Source organism: Nonomuraea sp. NPDC005650 (assembly GCF_040605375.1).
Classification (GTDB): domain Bacteria; phylum Actinomycetota; class Actinomycetes; order Streptosporangiales; family Streptosporangiaceae; genus Nonomuraea.
On sequence record NZ_JBEXCR010000011.1, the window covers coordinates 1 to 16,302 of the forward strand.

Sequence of the window (16,302 nt, forward strand, 5' to 3'; positions counted from 1 at the left end):
TCGCCCACTGCTCCGCGGTCAAATCACCCCGACCCACACAAAGATCATCCCGGAGGTGGACCACCTAGGTGATCCACTTCTGAAACAGGCCCTAGTTCTCAGAACGGTATTCGGGGACCGTGATGGCGCTCAGTAAGGTGTCGGACAGGGGAGCGGAACCGATGGGCGTTGCGCAGCAGCCGGGGGTGTTCCTGCCCTCGTGCCCCGACCTCAAGCTGGCCCTCGTGCTCGGCGAGCGGGCGCTGTTCGTGAACGGCGACCTGCAGACCGCGCGGCGCTGGTTCGACTCGGCGTACCGGCTGGCCGAGCTCTGCGGCGACCCGTCGTCGCTGGCGCGGGCGGCGCTGGGGCTGGGCGGGGTCTGGGTGCACGAGCACAGGACGTGCGCGGAGTCGGAGATGGTACGCGCCCGCCAGCGGCACGCGCTGTCCCTGATCGACCCCCGTTCGTCGCTGGCCCTGCGGCTGCGCGTGCGGTTGCTGGGCGAGGAGGACTACCGCGCCGGCCGGCACGCCGCGATCATGCGGCTGCTCGCCGAGACCAGGGGCTCCGGCGACGCGATGGCGCTGGCCGAGGCGCTGAGCCTGGCGCACCACTGCCTGCTCGGCCCCGAGCACGCGGCGAGCAGGCTGGAGCTGGCCAGGGAGCTGATCGGCCAGGCGGCCGTCACCGAGCGCAGGGGCGACCTGCTGATGGGCCTGCTGTGGCGGACGGTCGACCTCTACCTGACCGCCGATCCGCACGCCGAGCGCGGCCTGGAGGAGCTGCGCGGCCTGCTGGCCGGTCACGCCCATCTCGCGGTCGGGTACGTGGTCGAGGCGATCGAGGTCATGCTGACCATCCGCGCGGGCCGCTTCGCCGAGGCCGAGAAGCGGGCCGGCGAGTGCTTCGAGCGCGGCGTGGCGGCCGGCGACATGGACGCGACCGGCTGGTACGGCGGCCAGCTCGGCGCCATCCGCTGGTTCCAGGGCCGGGCCGCCGAGCTGCTGCCCGTGCTGTCGGACCTGGTCAGCTCGCCCACGCTGAGCCCGATCGACAACTCGTACCTGGCGGGCCTGGCGCTGGCCGCGGCCGTCGCGGGCGACCGGCGCGCGGCGGCCGGGCACCTGGCCAGGCTGCGCGTGGAGGAGCTGCCGGGGTCGAGCACCTGGCTGCTCTCGATGTACTGCGTCGTGGAGACCGCCCACCTGCTGCAGGACACGGACACGGCCGCCCGCGCGTACGGGTTGCTTCGCCCGTTCGCGGGCCTGCCCGTGGTCGCCAGCCTGGGCGTGGCCTGTTTCGGCTCCGTCCACCACTCGCTGGGCATGGCCGCGCTCACCACCGGGGACCTGCCCACGGCCGTGGAGCACCTGCGGGCGGCCGTGCGGGAGAACTTCGCCCTGGGCCACTGGCCGGCCGCCGCGCTGTCGCGGTGGCGGCTGGGCCAGGCGCTGGCGCTGCGCGACGGGACGCGGGACCCGCGGGCCGTCCGGGAGCAGGCCGCCGCCGAACGGGAGGCCTGCGAGCTGGGCATGGTGCTGCCGGCCGTGGCCGGGCGCCCGGCCGCGGGGCAGGGCGGCTGCCGGATCCGCAAGCACGGGCGGCACTGGCAGGTCGAGCTGGGCGGGCGGCTCGCGCTCGTCGACCACAGTGTCGGGATGGGGCATCTGGCCACGCTGATCGCCAATCCGGGGCGGGAGATCCTCGCCGCCGACCTGGCGTCGGAGACGTGGACGCGCGAGCCCGAGGCCGGGTCGGCCCAGCCGGTGCTGGACGAGCGGGCCAGGGAGACCTACCGGCAGCGGCTGGGCCAGCTGGAGGCGGAGATCGACGAGCTGGAGTCGATGAACGACCTCGAACGGGCGGCGGGGCTGCGGCTGGAGCGCGAGTGGCTGGTGGCGGAGCTGGCGGCGGCGACGGGCATCGGCGGGCGGGCCCGGCCGTTCACGGGGAGCGAGGAGCGGGCCAGGATCGCCGTGGGCAAGGCGATCAGACGGGCGCTGGCGCGGATCTCGGCGGTGGACCCGGCGGTCGGGGACGAGCTGCGCGCCACGGTGCAGACGGGGCTGCGCTGCTGTTACCGGCCCCGATAGCGGACCCGGTGATGGAACGGGATGTCACGCCTCAGGTGAAGGGGGCCGCGTAGCACTTTCACCTGGGGGATGTTCCATGCGTAATCCGCAAAGGCTCAACGTGCCGATCCAGCTGGATCGCGACCTGCCTGAGCCGCTGCACGACCAGCTCGCGGCCCAGCTCCGGCGGGCCATCGCGCGCGGCCAGCTCGCCGGGCGGATGCCGTCCACCCGTACGCTGGCCGGGGTGCTGGGGATCTCGCGCGGGGTCGCGCTGGCGGCGTACGAGGTGCTCCTGGCCGAGGGGCGCATCACGGGCCGGCACGGCTCGGGCACGTACGTGTCGGGCACGGGCTCGGCTCCGGTCGGCGCGGGCTCGCTTCCGGTGCGGGCGTCCGACGTGGTGGTGGACCTGCGGTCGGACCGGCCGAGCACGCAGGCGTTCCCGCTGGCCGCGTGGCGGGCGGCGTGGCGGCGGGCCAGCCATCAGGCGCCGCCCGTGGAGGAGCCGCCGCCGGCCGGGCTGCCGGCGCTGCGCGCGGCCGTCGCCGCGTACCTGCGCGAGTCCCGCGGCCTGGTGCTCGACGGTCACGAGGTGGTCGTCACGGCGGGTTACGCCGACGCGCTCGCGCTCATCCTGCGGGCCCGGCACGGCGCGGGCAGGGCGCTCATCGCCCTGGAGGACCCGGCCCCGCCGGCGCTCAGGCACGCGCTCGCCCGGCTCGGCACCGTGCTCCCGCTGCCCACCGACGCCTCGGGCGCGCGCCCGGACCTCGTCCCTGCCGGGTGCGACGTGGTGGCCGTCCTGCCCGAACGCGGCGTGCTCGGCGCCCGGATGCCCACGGAGCGCCGCCGGGCCCTGGCCGCGTGGGCGCGCGAGAGCGGCGGCCTGGTGCTCGAACCCGCCTTCGACGGCCTGTTCAACCCCTCCCTCACCCCGCGTCCCAGCGTCCTGGCCCTGGGGGACGCGGATTCCACGGCCATGGTGGGCTCGTTCTGCGACCTGCTGACGCCGACGCTGCGGCTGTCGTTCGCGGTGGTGCCGCGGCGGCCGGCGGGGGCGGTCGAGGAGGGCCTGCACGGCCAGCCGTCGGTCACCTGCCAGCTCGCGGTGGCCGACCTGCTCGCGTCGGGCTGCGTGGCCCGGCGCGCCGAGCGGCTGTCGGTCCTGTACGGGGCCAAGCGGGCGTTCGTCCGGCAGGTGCTCGGGGCGTACCCGGACACCCGCCTGCTCGGGGGCGACACCGGCGCGGCCGCCGCGCTGCTGCTCCCCGCGGCGGTCAGGGCCGAGTCGGTCGTCGGCGCCCTGCTGGCCCGCCGCGTCCGGGTGGCCGACCTCGCGGCGTTCTGCCACGAGAGCGGGGTCCGGGAGAACGGCATCGCCTTCAGTTACGGCCATCTGGACGCGGGCCTGCTCAGCGGCGCGCTGCACGCGCTGACCGGCACGCTCGACGACCACCGCCTCCCCCGCCGCTCGGCCGCCTAGCCCCCAGACCGGGGTGCGGTCTCCATCCGGGAGACTGTTCCCATGGAACAACGCACGTTGGGACGGACAGGACGCCAGGTGGGCACAGTCGGCCTCGGCGCGTGGCAGCTCGGGGCCGACTGGGGCCAGGTGACGGAGGACGAGGCGTTCGCCACCCTCGGGGCCGCCGTGGACGCCGGGGTCACCTTCATCGACACGGCCGACGTCTACGGCGACGGGCGCAGCGAGCAGATCGTCGGCCGCTTCGCCAAGGGCCGGCCGGGGCTGACCGTGGCCACCAAGATGGGCCGCCGGCTGGAGCAGATCCCCGGCAACTACGTGATGTCCAACTTCCGGGCCTGGAACGAGCGCTCGCGCCACAACCTCGGCGTGGACACCCTCGACCTGGTCCAGCTCCACTGCCCGCCGACCCCGGTGTACTCGGCGGACGCCGTGTTCGACGCCCTGGACACGCTGGTGGCCGAGCAGAAGATCGCCGCGTACGGGGTCAGCGTGGAGACGTGCGAGGAGGCGCTGACCGCGATCGCGCGGCCGGGGGTGGCGTCCGTGCAGATCATCCTCAACGCGTTCCGGCTCAAGCCGCTGGAGCGGGTCCTGCCCGCCGCCCGGGCCGCGGGGGTCGGCGTCATCGCCCGGGTCCCGCTGGCCAGCGGCCTGCTGTCCGGCCGGTACGACGAGGACACGACCTTCGGCGCGGACGACCACCGCACCTACAACCGGCAGGGGGAGGCGTTCGACGTCGGCGAGACCTTCTCCGGCGTGGACTTCGGCACGGGCCTGGAGGCGGTCCGCCGCCTGGCTCCCCTGGTGCCCGAGGGCCTGACGATGGCCCAGTTCGCGCTGCGCTGGATCCTCGACCAGCCGGGCGTGTCGGTGGTGATCCCCGGCGCCCGCAACGCGTCCCAGGCCACCGCGAACGCCGCCGCCGCGTCGTCCCCGCCCCTCCCGGCGGCCACGCTCGAAGCGGTCCAGGCCGTCTACGACGACCTGATCCGGCCCCAGGTCCACGACCGCTGGTAGGCGCATTGACGGGGCGCCCACGCCTCCCCCACCGGCTGCACGGCTCAGCTCAACACCCAGGAGCGCTGGGCCACGAGCCTGTGCACGTCGGGCACCGGCGAGCACCGCATCCGGGTCCTGCAACGGCACTTCCTGCCCGAGGTCGGCCTGATCCCGATCGAGGGCCCGTGGCAGCCCGTCGGCACCGTCTCCTACACCGGCATCACGCCGCACACCACGGTCAGTTTCTGGGTCGAGACCCGAGGGTGACCTGCCCGCGGCTCGATCCGGGTAGTGAGACCCGTGTGGCGGCGGGGTGAGGCACGGGTTGCCGGGACGGCGCGCGGGTCATGATTGTCGGTGGCGGCGCGTAGCGTCGCCGCTGTGAATCGTACCGACCGGCTCTACGCGCTCGTCGAAGACCTGCGCGCCATCGCGCCCCGCTGCCGCTCCGCCCGCGAGCTGGCCAAGCGGTTCGAGGTGAGCGTGCGCACGATCGAGCGCGACATCACCGCCCTGCAGGAGTCAGGGGTGCCGATCTACGCCGAGCCGGGCCGCAAGGGCGGTTACGCGATCGACAAGAAGATGTCGCTGCCCCCGCTCAACTTCACCCCGGCCGAGGCGGTGGCCATCGCGGTGGCGCTCAGCCAGGCCGGCGACCAGCCGTTCGGGCGGCAGGCCCGCAGCGCGCTGCGCAAGGTCGTGGCCGCGATGCCGGGCTCCGAGGGCGAGCTGGCCAGGGAGCTGGCGCGGCGCGTGCAGCTCGTGCGCGACCCACCGGAGCCCGGCTCCGCCGAGATCCAGCCGCTCGGCGCCGAGGGCATCTCCCGGGCCATCGAGGAGGCGCTGCTGCGACGGCGCGTGCTCAGGCTCGAATATGCCGACGCCAAGGGCGCGCTGACCTCGCGGGACGTCGAGCCGGGCGTCTTCCTGGGCGGGCGCGGCGGGTTCTGGTATCTCGTGGCCTGGTGCCGATTACGCGATGACGTGCGGGTCTTCCGGCTCGATCGCATCGCCGCCGCGACCGTGACCGCCGAGCGCAGCCCCGACCGGCCCCTCGAAGGCTTCGCCGCCGACGTGCCCCACATGATCGTGAACAGTGCCGTGCTCGATTAGTCAATCGAAAACACCGACATAGGGTTGTCGCCAACCCGTTAGATCGTTGTCTTGTTCGAGAAAAGGTTCAGTGACGAGGAGACGACGATGGACAACACCGTGACCTGGTTCGAGATCGCGACCGACGATCCCGAAGGCGCCCAGGCGTTCTACGGCGGGTTGTTCGGCTGGGCGTTCACCGCCGACGAGGGGCCGATCGACTACCGGATGATCGGCTATCCGGGTGCCGAGCGGCCCGGTGGCGGCCTGTTCAACACCAAGGGCGAGTTCCCGGCGCACGCGATCTTCCACGTGCAGGTGGCCGACGTCGAGGCGGCCTGCGCCAAGAGCGAGTCGCTGGGCGGCAAGGTGATCACGAAGGTGATCGACGACGGCGCCGGCACCGACTTCGCCTACCTGCGTGACACGTCCGGGAGCGTCTTCGGGATCTTCCACCGCAGGTGACGCCCGGCCGGGCGCGACATAAGACTTCCCCTCACAGGTGAATCACCCGTTCGAGGGCCGGGGCGAACGCCTTCCCCGCCGACCCCCGGCATCCGGACGGGCCGCTTCAGCGGAGCGGTTCACCCCGTGCCCTGGGCACGCCGCCGATCGCCGAGCGGCGGCGCGTCCAGGGCCCATTCCCCGCGTCAGAAGGCCGCCCTGGACAGCCAGCGGCCGAGGAGGTCCGCGTCCCCGCACACGGTCAGCGCCTCGGGCGAGCGCCGGCCGTACATCATGAGCAGCAGGTCCTGGGCCGTCCCCTGGACGGCGCAGTCGCCCTTGGTGTGCCCGCGCGCCCAGTCGACCGCCCCGGCCGGTCCCTGGGTGATGGTCCACTCGCCGTCGGCGTCGTTCGCGTGGAGGTGGATCGTGGCCCCCTCCGCCCCGAGCTCCGCCAGCGACCGGGTGACCCAGGTCGCGTACGGCAGGTTGTGGAGAAACTCCTCGATGCCGTCGATCGCGACCTCGGGCGGGACGACCGGGTCGATGCCGAGCGCGAGCTCCGCGTCGGCCCGGTGGATCACCAGCTCGAAGAGCATCCGGCGGGGCCACCACGACGCCTGCCGGTCCGGGCCCCAGGTCCACACCGCCAGCGACGGGTCGGTTACGCGCAGCGTGTCGAGCAGTTCGGCCGCCCCGGCGGTCAGCCAGGCCGCGTCGCCGCTCTGCCCCTCGGCCAGCCCGCTGGGCACCTGGCGCGACCAGATCCGCTCCTGGACCTGGTTGCGCAGCACGTGCACGGCCCAGCGGTGCGTCTGACCGACGTGCGTGATCAGCTCGGCGAACGTCCATCCCGGGCACGTGGGCACCGGGACGGACAGATCCGTGGCCAGGGCCGCCAGGCGGGCGGCCTCGGCGTCGATGAGCGAGTCATATGTCGTCACAGGGCCCACATTAGGCCGCCGGGCAGGTCGCGCCCTTCTCCGGCAGCTTGCCGTCGATCAGGTACGAGTCCACGAGCTCCAGCACGCACTTGCTCCCCGACAGGTAGGCGCCGTGCCCCTCGCCCTCGTACGTCACCAGCCTGGCGGTCTTGAGCTGGGCCGTCAGCTTGGGCGCCCACTCGTACGGCGTGGCCGGGTCGCCCTTGCCTCCGACCACGACGATCGGCGCCGATCCGGTGGCGTTCACGTGCCGCGCCTGGTCGCTGCCCTTGGCCGGCCACACCCGGCACAGCCCGCCGGACCCCTCGCTGCCGAACAGCGGCGAGATCTTGATGGCGGCCGCCTCGGTGCGGCGCAGCTCGGCCTCGCTGGGCCGTTCGGAGGTGTCGACGCAGGTGATGGCCGGGAAGCTGGTCATCTGCGTGGAGTATTTGCCGTCCTGGGAGCGGCCGGTGTAGGAGTCGGCCAGGTACAGCAGCGCCTCGCCGTGGCCCTTGATCGCCTCCGAGAGGGCCTGCTCCAGGAACGGCCAGGTCAGCTCCGAGTACAGCGCCGCCGCCACGCCCGTGGCGGCCAGCCCCTGGGTGAGCTCGCGGGTGCCGACCTTCAGCGGCTTGGTGGTGAGCTGGTTCAGCAGCTTGTCGACGTTCTCGTTGGCGGTGGTCTGGTCCTTGCCGATGTCGCACTTCTCCTTGACGCACGAGCGCAGGAAGCTCTCGTACGCCTTCTGGAACCCGCGCGTCTGCACCAGCGTGCGCTGCTCGAACGTCACCGTCGGGTCGAGCGGCGCGTCGAGCACCATGCGGCCCACGTTCTTGGGGAACTCGGTGGCGTACACGGCGCCGAGCTGCGTGCCGTACGACATGCCGACGTAGTTGAGCTTGGGGTCGCCCACCGCGGCGCGGATCCGGTCCATGTCGCGGGCGGCGTTCACGGTGCCGACGTACGGGAGGATCTTGCCGGAGTTCTGCTGGCAGAGGGCCGCGAACTCCTTGTTGGCCGCCGCGGTCTCCTGGTGGGTCTGGCTGTCGATCGGGAGCGTGTCCAGGGCGGTGAACCTGTCCATCTCCGCGCCGTTGCCGCAGCGCACGCCGGAGCTGCGCTCGACGCCGCGCGGGTCGAAGCTGATCAGGTCGTACCGGGCGCGCAGGCCGGTGAGCGCCTTGCCGGCCTGGTCGAGCGTGTCGACGCCGGAGGCGCCGGGGCCGCCGAAGTTGAACACCATCGAACCGAGCCTGCTCTTGCCCGTGGCCGACAGCTTGATGAGCGCCAGGTCCAGCTGCTCCCCGTTGGGCTTGTCGTAGTCGAGCGGCACGGCCAGTTTCCCGCACCGGACGGAGCTGTCCTGGCTGGCCGGCGGCATGCCGTCAGGACGCTTGATGTCGGTGCACGGCCCCCAGCTGATCGTGTCGGTATCCGCCGTCGACTGCGTGGCGGGCTCGGCCGGCACGGTGGAGCAGCCGGCGACGGCCGTCATGAACAGGGTGGCGGCTAGGACACATCGCATGAACAGATTTCCCCTCGGTCTCTCAGGGGGAAGTAGTGCCCACAATACGTGACGCTGCACCAAACCTGGGTGAGGCGGCACGTACCCCTCCTGAACGTGCCGCCTCACAGGCCGAACGCCGCGGGCGGCGGAAAAAGACGGCGCCCCCGCGAGATGTTCTTCGCGGGGGCGCCCCTCCTGGATGACTCAGACGCCCATCGATTGGGTGTCGTTGCTCTCCGCGCCGCCCGCCTCGGTGACGCCGTTCTTGAGGTGGTAGCGGGCGATGGCCTCGCGCAGCACCTCGCCGTCGAGCTCGCCCCGCTTGACCAGGCTGGTCAGCACGGCCAGCGTGATCGAGGCCGCGTCGACGTGGAAGTGCCGGCGCAGCGCCGAGCGCGTGTCGGACAGGCCGAACCCGTCGGTGCCCAGCGAGGACCAGTCACCCGGCACCCACTGCGCGATCTGGTCCTGCACGGCCTTCATGTAGTCGCTGACGCCCACGAACGGGCCCCGCGCCTGCGACAGCGCCTGGGTCACGTAGGGGACGCGCTGCTCGGCGTCGGGGTTGAGCAGGTTGTGCTCCTCGCAGGCCAGCGCGTCGCGGCGCAGCTCGGACCACGACGTCGCCGACCACACGTCGGCCGAGACGCCCCAGTCTTCCGCCAGCAGCCGCTGCGCCTCCATCGCCCACGGGCCCGCCACGCCGGAGGACAGGATGTTGGCCTTCGGCCCCTGGGTCTGCGGGCCGTCGGCGAACTTGTACAGGCCCTTGAGCAGACCCTGCACGTCGAGGTTGGCCGGCTGGGCGGGCTGCAGGTAGGGCTCGTTGTAGACGGTCAGGTAGTAGAAGACGTCCTCCGGCTGGTCGCCGTACATCCTCCGCAGGCCGTCCTTGACGATGTGGGCCACCTCGAACGCCCACGACGGGTCGTAGGAGATCGCGGCCGGGTTCGTCGAGGCGATGAGCGGCGTGTGGCCGTCCTCGTGCTGCAGGCCCTCGCCGTTGAGCGTGGTGCGGCCCGCGGTGGCGCCGAGCAGGAAGCCGCGGCCCATCTGGTCGCCCATCTGCCACATCTGGTCGCCGGTGCGCTGCCACCCGAACATCGAGTAGAAGATGTAGATCGGGATCATGTGCTCGCCGTGCGTGGCGTAGGCGCTGCCGGCCGCGATGGCCGAGGCCATCGAGCCCGACTCGCTGATGCCCTCGTGCAGGATCTGCCCCTGCGTCGCCTCCTTGTACGACAGCAGCAGCTCCCTGTCGACGGCCTCGTACGTCTGGCCGTGCGGGGAGTAGATCTTGGCCGTCGGGAACATGGCGTCGAGGCCGAACGTGCGGGCCTCGTCCGGGATGATCGGCACGAACCGGTGGCCGATCTCCTTGTCGCGCATGAGGTCCTTCAGCAGCCGCACGAACGCCATCGTGGTGGCGACCTGCTGCTTGCCCGAGCCCTTGGCGAAGCCGCCGTAGACCTCGTCGGCGGGCAGCTTGACCGGCTTGGCGCGCATGACCCGCTTGGGCAGCACGCCGCCGAGCGCCGCGCGGCGCTCCTTCATGTACTGGATCTCGGGGTCGTTCTCGCCCGGGTGGAAGTACGGGGGCAGCTCGCCCTCCAGCGCGGAGTCCGGGATCGGCAGGTAGAGCCGGTCGCGGAACTCCTTCAGCTCGGCCTTGGTGAGCTTCTTCATCTGGTGGGTGGCGTTGCGCGCCTCGAAGTCCTTGCCCAGCGTCCAGCCCTTGATGGTCTGGGCGAGGATCACGGTCGGCTGGCCGACGTGCTCGCGGGCCGCCTTGAACGCCGCGTAGACCTTGCGGTAGTCGTGGCCGCCGCGCGACAGCTTGCGGATGTCGTCGTCGGTCAGGTGCTCGACCATCTTGCGCAGGCGCGGGTCACCGGCGAAGAAGTGCTCGCGGATGTACTCGCCGGACTCGACCGAGTAGGTCTGGAACTGGCCGTCGGGCGTCGTGTTCATCTGGTTGACCAGAACGCCGTCGACGTCGGCCGCGAGCAGCGGGTCCCAGTCGCGGCCCCACACGACCTTGATCACGTTCCAGCCGGCGCCGCGGAAGTACGACTCCAGCTCCTGGATGATCTTGCCGTTGCCGCGTACGGGACCGTCGAGCCGCTGCAGGTTGCAGTTGATCACGAACGTGAGGTTGTCGAGCTCCTCGCGGGCCGCCAGGCCGATCGCGCCGAGCGACTCGGGCTCGTCCATCTCGCCGTCGCCCAGGAACGCCCACACGTGGCTGCGGCTGGTGTCCTTGATCTGCCGGTTGAGCAGATAGCGGTTGAACCGCGCCTGATAGATCGCGCCGATCGGCCCGAGGCCCATGGAGACCGTCGGGAACTCCCAGAAGTCGGGCATGAGGCGCGGGTGGGGGTAGGAGGGCAGGCCGTGGAAGCCGTGCGACAACTCCTGGCGGAACGCGTCGAGCTGGGCCTCGTTGAGTCGGCCCTCGAGGAAGGCGCGGGCGTAGATGCCCGGCGCGGCGTGCCCCTGGAAGAAGACCTGGTCGCCCGACTCGCCATGATCCTTGCCGCGGAAGAAGTGGTTGAAGCCCACCTCGTAGAGGGAGGCGGCGGAGGCGTAGGTGGCGATGTGACCGCCGACGTTGGTGCGGGCGTTGGCCCTGGACACCATGATGGCCGCGTTCCAGCGGATGTAGGCGCGGATGCGGCGTTCGACGTGCTCATCACCCGGGAACCAGGGCTCGCGCTCCGGCGGGATCGTGTTGATGTAGTCGGTGCTCCGCAAACCCGGCACGCCGACCTGGTGCTCGCGGGCCCGCTCCAGCATGCGCAGCATGAGGTAGCGGGCTCTGGTGCGGCCTTCGGTCTTGACGACGTTGTCGAGAGACTCGAGCCACTCGTTGGTCTCGCTGGGGTCGACATCAGGCAGCTGGCTGGGTAGGCCGTCGCTGATGATCGAGAATCGCTGGCGTCCGGAAGCCACTGGGTCTCGCCTTCCGAGGATGACTGATGTCTGGTCTGGGTCGCCTTCCATCCTGGTCGCTAGCCGTAGAAAACGCATCTCTACTGACCGGTAACCAGTGGTGTCCCTGCTGGCAGGGACGGATCAGATGGCCTAGACCACCGATGGTAGGACGAATCGCCACCAAAGGTTACATCCCGGGAGCAATTTAACAAGACAGGAAAACGAACGAAATTTCGCTCGAACACCCCTGGACTCCTGGTCCCCGCACCCTCCACTCTCCCCCGAAGGGGCATGGTTCTCACCGGGACGGCGCGACGTGACGGGCGAGTCTAGCGGCCCACCTGCCATCACGACTCCGACGGGGCCGTCCGGCGACCCGCCGATCACACGGCCTCTGGGGAAGCTCGACCACCCGCCGACCCTCCACGCCCCGCCGCCGGCCGACACGCGTCGAGCATTCCGCGGCGTCAACCATGATCGGCACAAAGCACGCAAGACACCCGCCATCCGGCCACAGAGCCCGAAACACCGCATCAGCACTACGTAACGTTTCGGTCATTTTTCTCGCTCCCCTCAGAGGGGGAGCAAAACTTGCGAATCACTCTTTCCGTACGGCTCCCCACGTACCAATGTGGGTTATATGAATGCTGCAGTAGGAGACCGGCTCCTGGTGCACGGGCATGCCGTTGGCGAAGGGGACCGGACTGGGGTGATCGTGGAGGTCCAGGGCCTCGAAGGCGGGCCTCCCTACGTGGTGCGCTTCGACGACGGGCACACCGGTCTGGTGTTTCCCGGCCCGGACGCCGTCGTGGTGCATAAGTAAGATTTCCCTGTGAGATCTGAAATCATCTCCGTGGCCACGGGGTCACGAGAGACAGTGCATGACATCACAGGTCAATGCGCTGATTTCGTGCGTACGCAGGGCGAAGACGGGTTGTTGCATATCTTTGTGCCCCATGCGACGGCCGGCGTCGCCCTGCTCGAGTTGGGCTCGCGCAGCGACGACGATCTGCTCGCCGCGCTGCGTGACCTGTTGCCGGCCGACGACCGCTGGGGTCACGCCCACGGCTCGCCCGGTCACGGGCGGTCGCACGTGATGCCCGCGCTGATCCCGCCGTACGCCACCGTCCCCGTGCTGGGCGGGCGTCTGGCGCTCGGCACGTGGCAGTCGATCGCACTTGTCGATCTGAACGTCGACAACCCGCAACGCCAGGTTCGCCTGTCGTTTTTGTCTGATTGATTCTGGCCGACTACGGCCGTACCCGTGGCGACCGTTGACGACTGAGGGTCACAGCGTGTGGACTGTCCCGAAGCGATAAACCGCATAAGCGGGGCCACTCAAGCAGGAGGGATAAACGTGAGCGCGACCGCGGGTCAGGCGCAGGGCGAGCGCGGCCTGGCCGAACGGCTCGGCCTCAAGCCGGGTCAGGTGGTGCAGGAGATCGGTTGGGACGAGGACGTCGACGACGAGCTTCGCGACTCCATCGAGGACCTGACCGGTAACGAGCTGCTGGACGAAGAGAGCGACGACGTCGTGGACGTGGTGCTGCTGTGGTGGCGCGACGGCGACGGAGACCTCTTCGACGCCCTCAGCGACGCCATGCGAGCACTCGCCGACGGCGGCCAGATCTGGCTGCTGACTCCCAAGGCCGGACGCAACGGCCACGTGGAGCCGAGCGACATAGGGGAGGATGCCGCTACCGCGGGTCTCTCGCAGACCAGCAGCATCTCCGCCGCACCCGACTGGTCCGGGACCAGGCTCGTCACGCCCAAGGGCAAACGGTAGGGGGCCCGAGCGCCTTCCGTGCGGCAGGATGATGCCTGTGAACGCACATCCTGCCGAGGTCGGCGCCCTGGCTCCGGATTTCGAGCTGCAGGACCAGCACGGCACCCCGGTGAGCCTGTCTCAGTTCCGGGGCACGAAGGTCGTGCTGGTCTTCTACCCGCTTGCCTTCAGCGGGATCTGTCATGGTGAGCTGTCCGCGCTGCGCGACCAGCCACTCGACGGGGCACAGCTGCTGACTGTCTCCGTCGACTCCATGTTCACGCACCGTGCGTGGGCCGATCGTGAGGGTTACGCGTTCGCGCTGCTCTCTGATTTCTGGCCACACGGACAGGTCGCGCGGGCGTACGGTGTGTTCGATGAGGCGAAGGGGTTCGCTCTTCGGGGGACCTTCATCATCGACGGCGACGGCGTGATCAGGTGGTCGGTGGTCAATCCGATCTCGGCCGCACGCGACGTCGCCGACTACATCAAGGCACTCGCCGACATTTCTTGACCTCGGAGGGAACGATGCCCTGCTACCGATGCGGGGCCCGGCAGACCGACCCGGTGCGTGGCGCCAGCCCGTGGCAGCGCGGGGTGCGCCAGGAAACCCAGGTGTTGATCTGCCCGGACTGTCAGCGGCTGCACGACCTCGACCTCGACTCGTGCGCGACCTGCGGGTCGCTCGCGCTGATCTGCCGGCTGGGCGAAGTGGAGTGCCGGTCCTGCGGCGCCGTACGGATGGCGCGCTCCGACCCGCTCGCCGACTCCCCCGCCTCCCCGCCGTCCCCGCCACCCGGCCTCTCGGCGGAGGTGGAAGCGGCGCTCAACCGCGTACTGGGCCGCGCCTGACCCTGAGGCCGAACTCGGGCGCCACCGGCGCCCTGAGCCACTCTGGGCCGCCCCACGGCCCAACCCTGCCACCCCACACCGGACCTCATAGGCCACGGCCCTCGGAAACAACCAGCGCTCCGCCCCCACCGGACCACCCACCCGACCCACTGGAGCGCACAGAACCCCATTGGACCCACTGGGCCCACCCGGCCCCGGACCGTGCGGACCTGCAGAACCCAGCCGGCCCCGGACCCTGATGGCCCCCGGACCACCCACCGGACCCAGAGAACCCACTGGTGTGCCCCGAGACCCGGGGAACAACAGGCGAGTCGGCCCCACCGGCCCCAGACAGCCACACAGCCCCGACGAAGAACCCCCGCCGAGAGGTCAGCCAAGGGAACAGCCGAGGGGGTAGCCGAGGGGGTAGCCGAGGGGGTAGCCGAGGGGACACTTTCCAGACATTTGCTGAGCTGCGCTATCGTCTCCTCCGTGTCCGACATGACTCCGAGCGTGAGCACGAGCGCGAGCGAGAGCCCGAACCCGAGTGCGATCGAGAGCCCGAGCGCAAGCCCGAGCCCGAGTTCGGGCCCGAGTGCGAGCCCGAGCCCGAGTGTGAGTGCCGGCCCGGCTCCAAGCTCGTTCGTCGTCGCGCTCGACGTCGGCGGCACGTCCATGAAGGGCGGCCTGGTCAGCGAGTCCGGCGTGGTGCTGCTGAGCGAGCGCCGCCCCACGCCCCGCGCGGAGGGCCCGGAGGCGGTCGTGGCCGCCATCTCCGACTTCATCAGCCACCTGGCCGCCTCGGGTGACGGCACCCCGGCAGGCGTGGGCCTGGCCGTGCCCGGCCTGGTGTCCGACAACGCCGCCCTCTACGCCGCGAACCTCGGCTGGCGCGACGTCCCCGCCTCAAGCTTCACGACCCTGGACACCCCCGTCCTGCTCGGACACGACGTACGCACCGGCGGCCTCGCGGAGAGCATCCTCGGCGCGGGCCGTGGCCTGTCCGACTTCCTCTTCCTCCCCATCGGCACGGGGATCGCCGGCGCCTCGATCATCCGCGGCGAGCCGTACGGCGGCTCCTCGGGCTGGGCCGGCGAGATCGGCCACACCCCGGTCTTCCCGGACGGGGAGGAGTGCGCGTGCGGCCAGTTCGGCTGCCTGGAGACGTACGCCTCGGCCGCCTCGGTGGGCCGCCGCTACAGCCAGCGCGCCGGCGTCGAGGGCGTCAAGGCGGAGCAGGTGGTCTCATCCGACGACCCGATCGCCGTGGAGGTCTGGGACGAGGCCGTGGAGGCCCTGTCGCTGGCCCTGGCCACGTACACGCTGCTGCTGGACCCCACGGTGATCGTCCTCGGCGGCGGCCTCGCCGAAGCGGGCCCCGCCCTCTTCGACCCGGTACGCACCCGCCTCGTCAAACGCCTGGCCTTCCGCGAAGCACCCCCACTGGTCCCGGCCGCGCTCGGGGTGGACGCCGGCATGCTCGGAGCCGCCCTCCTGGGCTGGCGCGCCGCCGACCGCCCCGAACTGGGCCCGGGGTGGACGGTGGATGTGCGATCGGCCCCTGTGGTGTCGTAAGGTGTAGTGCCGATCAGGGGCGGTTAGCTCAGCGGTAGAGCACTCGCCTTACAAGCGAGGGGTCACTGGTTCGAACCCAGTACCGCCCACCTGCGACAAGAGTCCCGTCTCCGATCATGGAAACGGGGCTTCGTGCCATTAGCTGGTGCGAGAGAGCCCTTTCGAAGATCCATTGGAGTTGTCGCAGTCTTCGCGTTCATCGCATCGGCGATCTTGCGGTCAGCCTCCGCCGTGCTGTGCTAGAAGACCAGCGCCGCCCGGACCGAGTCATGCCCCATGCGCTACATGAGATCTTTGAGGCTCGCGGCGATCGTGTTGCCGGTGTACTGGAGATCATGGAAGTGCAGGCCCGGGAAGCCGATCTTCCCCGTGCTCTCGTCCCACTTGGCCGCGCGCCGAAAATTGCTCCGGCGGAGGATGCCGCCTCGTGAGCCGGTGAAGATCGGCGCGTCGGCCTCTGGGGCGGTGAACTGGTCGAGGTGGTCACGAAGCGCCGGGGTGATCGCTTCCGGGATGGCGACCGTACGGACTCCCGCGCGGGACTTGGGCGGGCCGACGGGGAGTTCGCCCGTGTCGAGTTCGACATGCTGTCGCCGAACGCTGACCGTCCGGCGACGCGAGCCGCGCTGCGGCCTGGGGGCCTGTCACGGCGCGGGCGTCACGCGGGGCATCGCCGCACGGCTGCC

The 16,302-nt window shown here is 70.9% G+C and carries 14 protein-coding genes and 1 tRNA gene; 12 read left to right on the forward strand and 3 right to left on the reverse strand.

The features are described from left to right. The first annotated feature begins 161 nt into the window (after positions 1–161). The 5 genes from ABZS69_RS19925 (at position 162) to ABZS69_RS19945 (ending at position 6,099) form a co-directional block, all read left to right on the forward strand. Complete coding sequence (locus ABZS69_RS19925) at positions 162–2,075, forward strand: hypothetical protein (protein WP_355374201.1); 1,914 nt, start codon at positions 162–164, stop codon at positions 2,073–2,075. Between the two features lie 76 nt (positions 2,076–2,151). Beyond that, positions 2,152–3,540, forward strand: coding sequence for a PLP-dependent aminotransferase family protein (locus tag ABZS69_RS19930; protein ID WP_355374204.1), 1,389 nt, complete (start codon positions 2,152–2,154; stop codon positions 3,538–3,540). A gap of 42 nt (positions 3,541–3,582) precedes the next feature. Further along, positions 3,583–4,560 carry an aldo/keto reductase gene (locus ABZS69_RS19935; protein ID WP_355374207.1) on the forward strand — a complete coding sequence of 326 codons (978 nt, stop codon included), beginning with the start codon at positions 3,583–3,585 and terminating at the stop codon, positions 4,558–4,560. Between the two features lie 363 nt (positions 4,561–4,923). Beyond that, entirely contained in the window at positions 4,924–5,655 is a 732-nt protein-coding gene (locus tag ABZS69_RS19940; RefSeq protein ID WP_355374210.1) for a YafY family protein, read from the forward strand. Between the two features lie 87 nt (positions 5,656–5,742). After that, the gene (locus ABZS69_RS19945) at positions 5,743–6,099 is read left to right on the forward strand and encodes a VOC family protein (protein ID WP_355374213.1); all 357 of its coding nucleotides are present in this window, start codon (positions 5,743–5,745) and stop codon (positions 6,097–6,099) included. A 185-nt stretch (positions 6,100–6,284) separates the two neighbouring features. Here ABZS69_RS19945 and ABZS69_RS19950 read toward each other — a convergent pair whose 3' ends face one another. From ABZS69_RS19950 to aceE, 3 genes are all read right to left on the reverse strand, one after another. Continuing rightward, positions 6,285–7,022 carry a maleylpyruvate isomerase family mycothiol-dependent enzyme gene (locus ABZS69_RS19950; protein ID WP_355374215.1) on the reverse strand — a complete coding sequence of 246 codons (738 nt, stop codon included), beginning with the start codon at positions 7,020–7,022 and terminating at the stop codon, positions 6,285–6,287. A 10-nt stretch (positions 7,023–7,032) separates the two neighbouring features. Then, positions 7,033–8,529, reverse strand: a complete 1,497-nt coding sequence (locus tag ABZS69_RS19955) for an alpha/beta hydrolase (RefSeq protein WP_355374218.1) — start codon at positions 8,527–8,529, stop codon at positions 7,033–7,035. A 186-nt stretch (positions 8,530–8,715) separates the two neighbouring features. Beyond that, entirely contained in the window at positions 8,716–11,463 is a 2,748-nt protein-coding gene (gene aceE, locus ABZS69_RS19960; RefSeq protein WP_355374220.1) for a pyruvate dehydrogenase (acetyl-transferring), homodimeric type, read from the reverse strand. Between the two features lie 622 nt (positions 11,464–12,085). Between aceE and ABZS69_RS19965 the strand changes: the two genes are divergently transcribed. The 7 genes from ABZS69_RS19965 to ABZS69_RS19995 all read left to right on the forward strand — a co-directional run bounded on the left by ABZS69_RS19965 (position 12,086) and on the right by ABZS69_RS19995 (position 15,705). Then, the gene (locus ABZS69_RS19965) at positions 12,086–12,268 is read left to right on the forward strand and encodes a DUF1918 domain-containing protein (RefSeq protein WP_355374223.1); all 183 of its coding nucleotides are present in this window, start codon (positions 12,086–12,088) and stop codon (positions 12,266–12,268) included. Positions 12,269–12,277: 9 nt separating this feature from the next. Beyond that, complete coding sequence (locus tag ABZS69_RS19970) at positions 12,278–12,685, forward strand: secondary thiamine-phosphate synthase enzyme YjbQ (protein ID WP_355374225.1); 408 nt, start codon at positions 12,278–12,280, stop codon at positions 12,683–12,685. 117 nt (positions 12,686–12,802) lie between these two features. Further along, complete coding sequence (locus ABZS69_RS19975) at positions 12,803–13,231, forward strand: DUF3052 domain-containing protein (RefSeq protein WP_355374228.1); 429 nt, start codon at positions 12,803–12,805, stop codon at positions 13,229–13,231. A 31-nt stretch (positions 13,232–13,262) separates the two neighbouring features. Continuing rightward, entirely contained in the window at positions 13,263–13,724 is a 462-nt protein-coding gene (locus ABZS69_RS19980; protein ID WP_355374916.1) for a peroxiredoxin, read from the forward strand. Positions 13,725–13,738: 14 nt separating this feature from the next. Next, positions 13,739–14,062 (forward strand): hypothetical protein, encoded by a 324-nt coding sequence (locus ABZS69_RS19985; protein WP_355374231.1) that lies wholly within the window; start codon positions 13,739–13,741, stop codon positions 14,060–14,062. A 594-nt stretch (positions 14,063–14,656) separates the two neighbouring features. Further along, positions 14,657–15,616: an ROK family protein gene (locus tag ABZS69_RS19990; RefSeq protein ID WP_355374233.1), complete on the forward strand. Its 960-nt coding sequence runs from the start codon at positions 14,657–14,659 to the stop codon at positions 15,614–15,616. A gap of 17 nt (positions 15,617–15,633) precedes the next feature. Continuing rightward, positions 15,634–15,705, forward strand: a tRNA-Val gene (locus tag ABZS69_RS19995). Positions 15,706–16,302 lie beyond the last annotated feature (597 nt).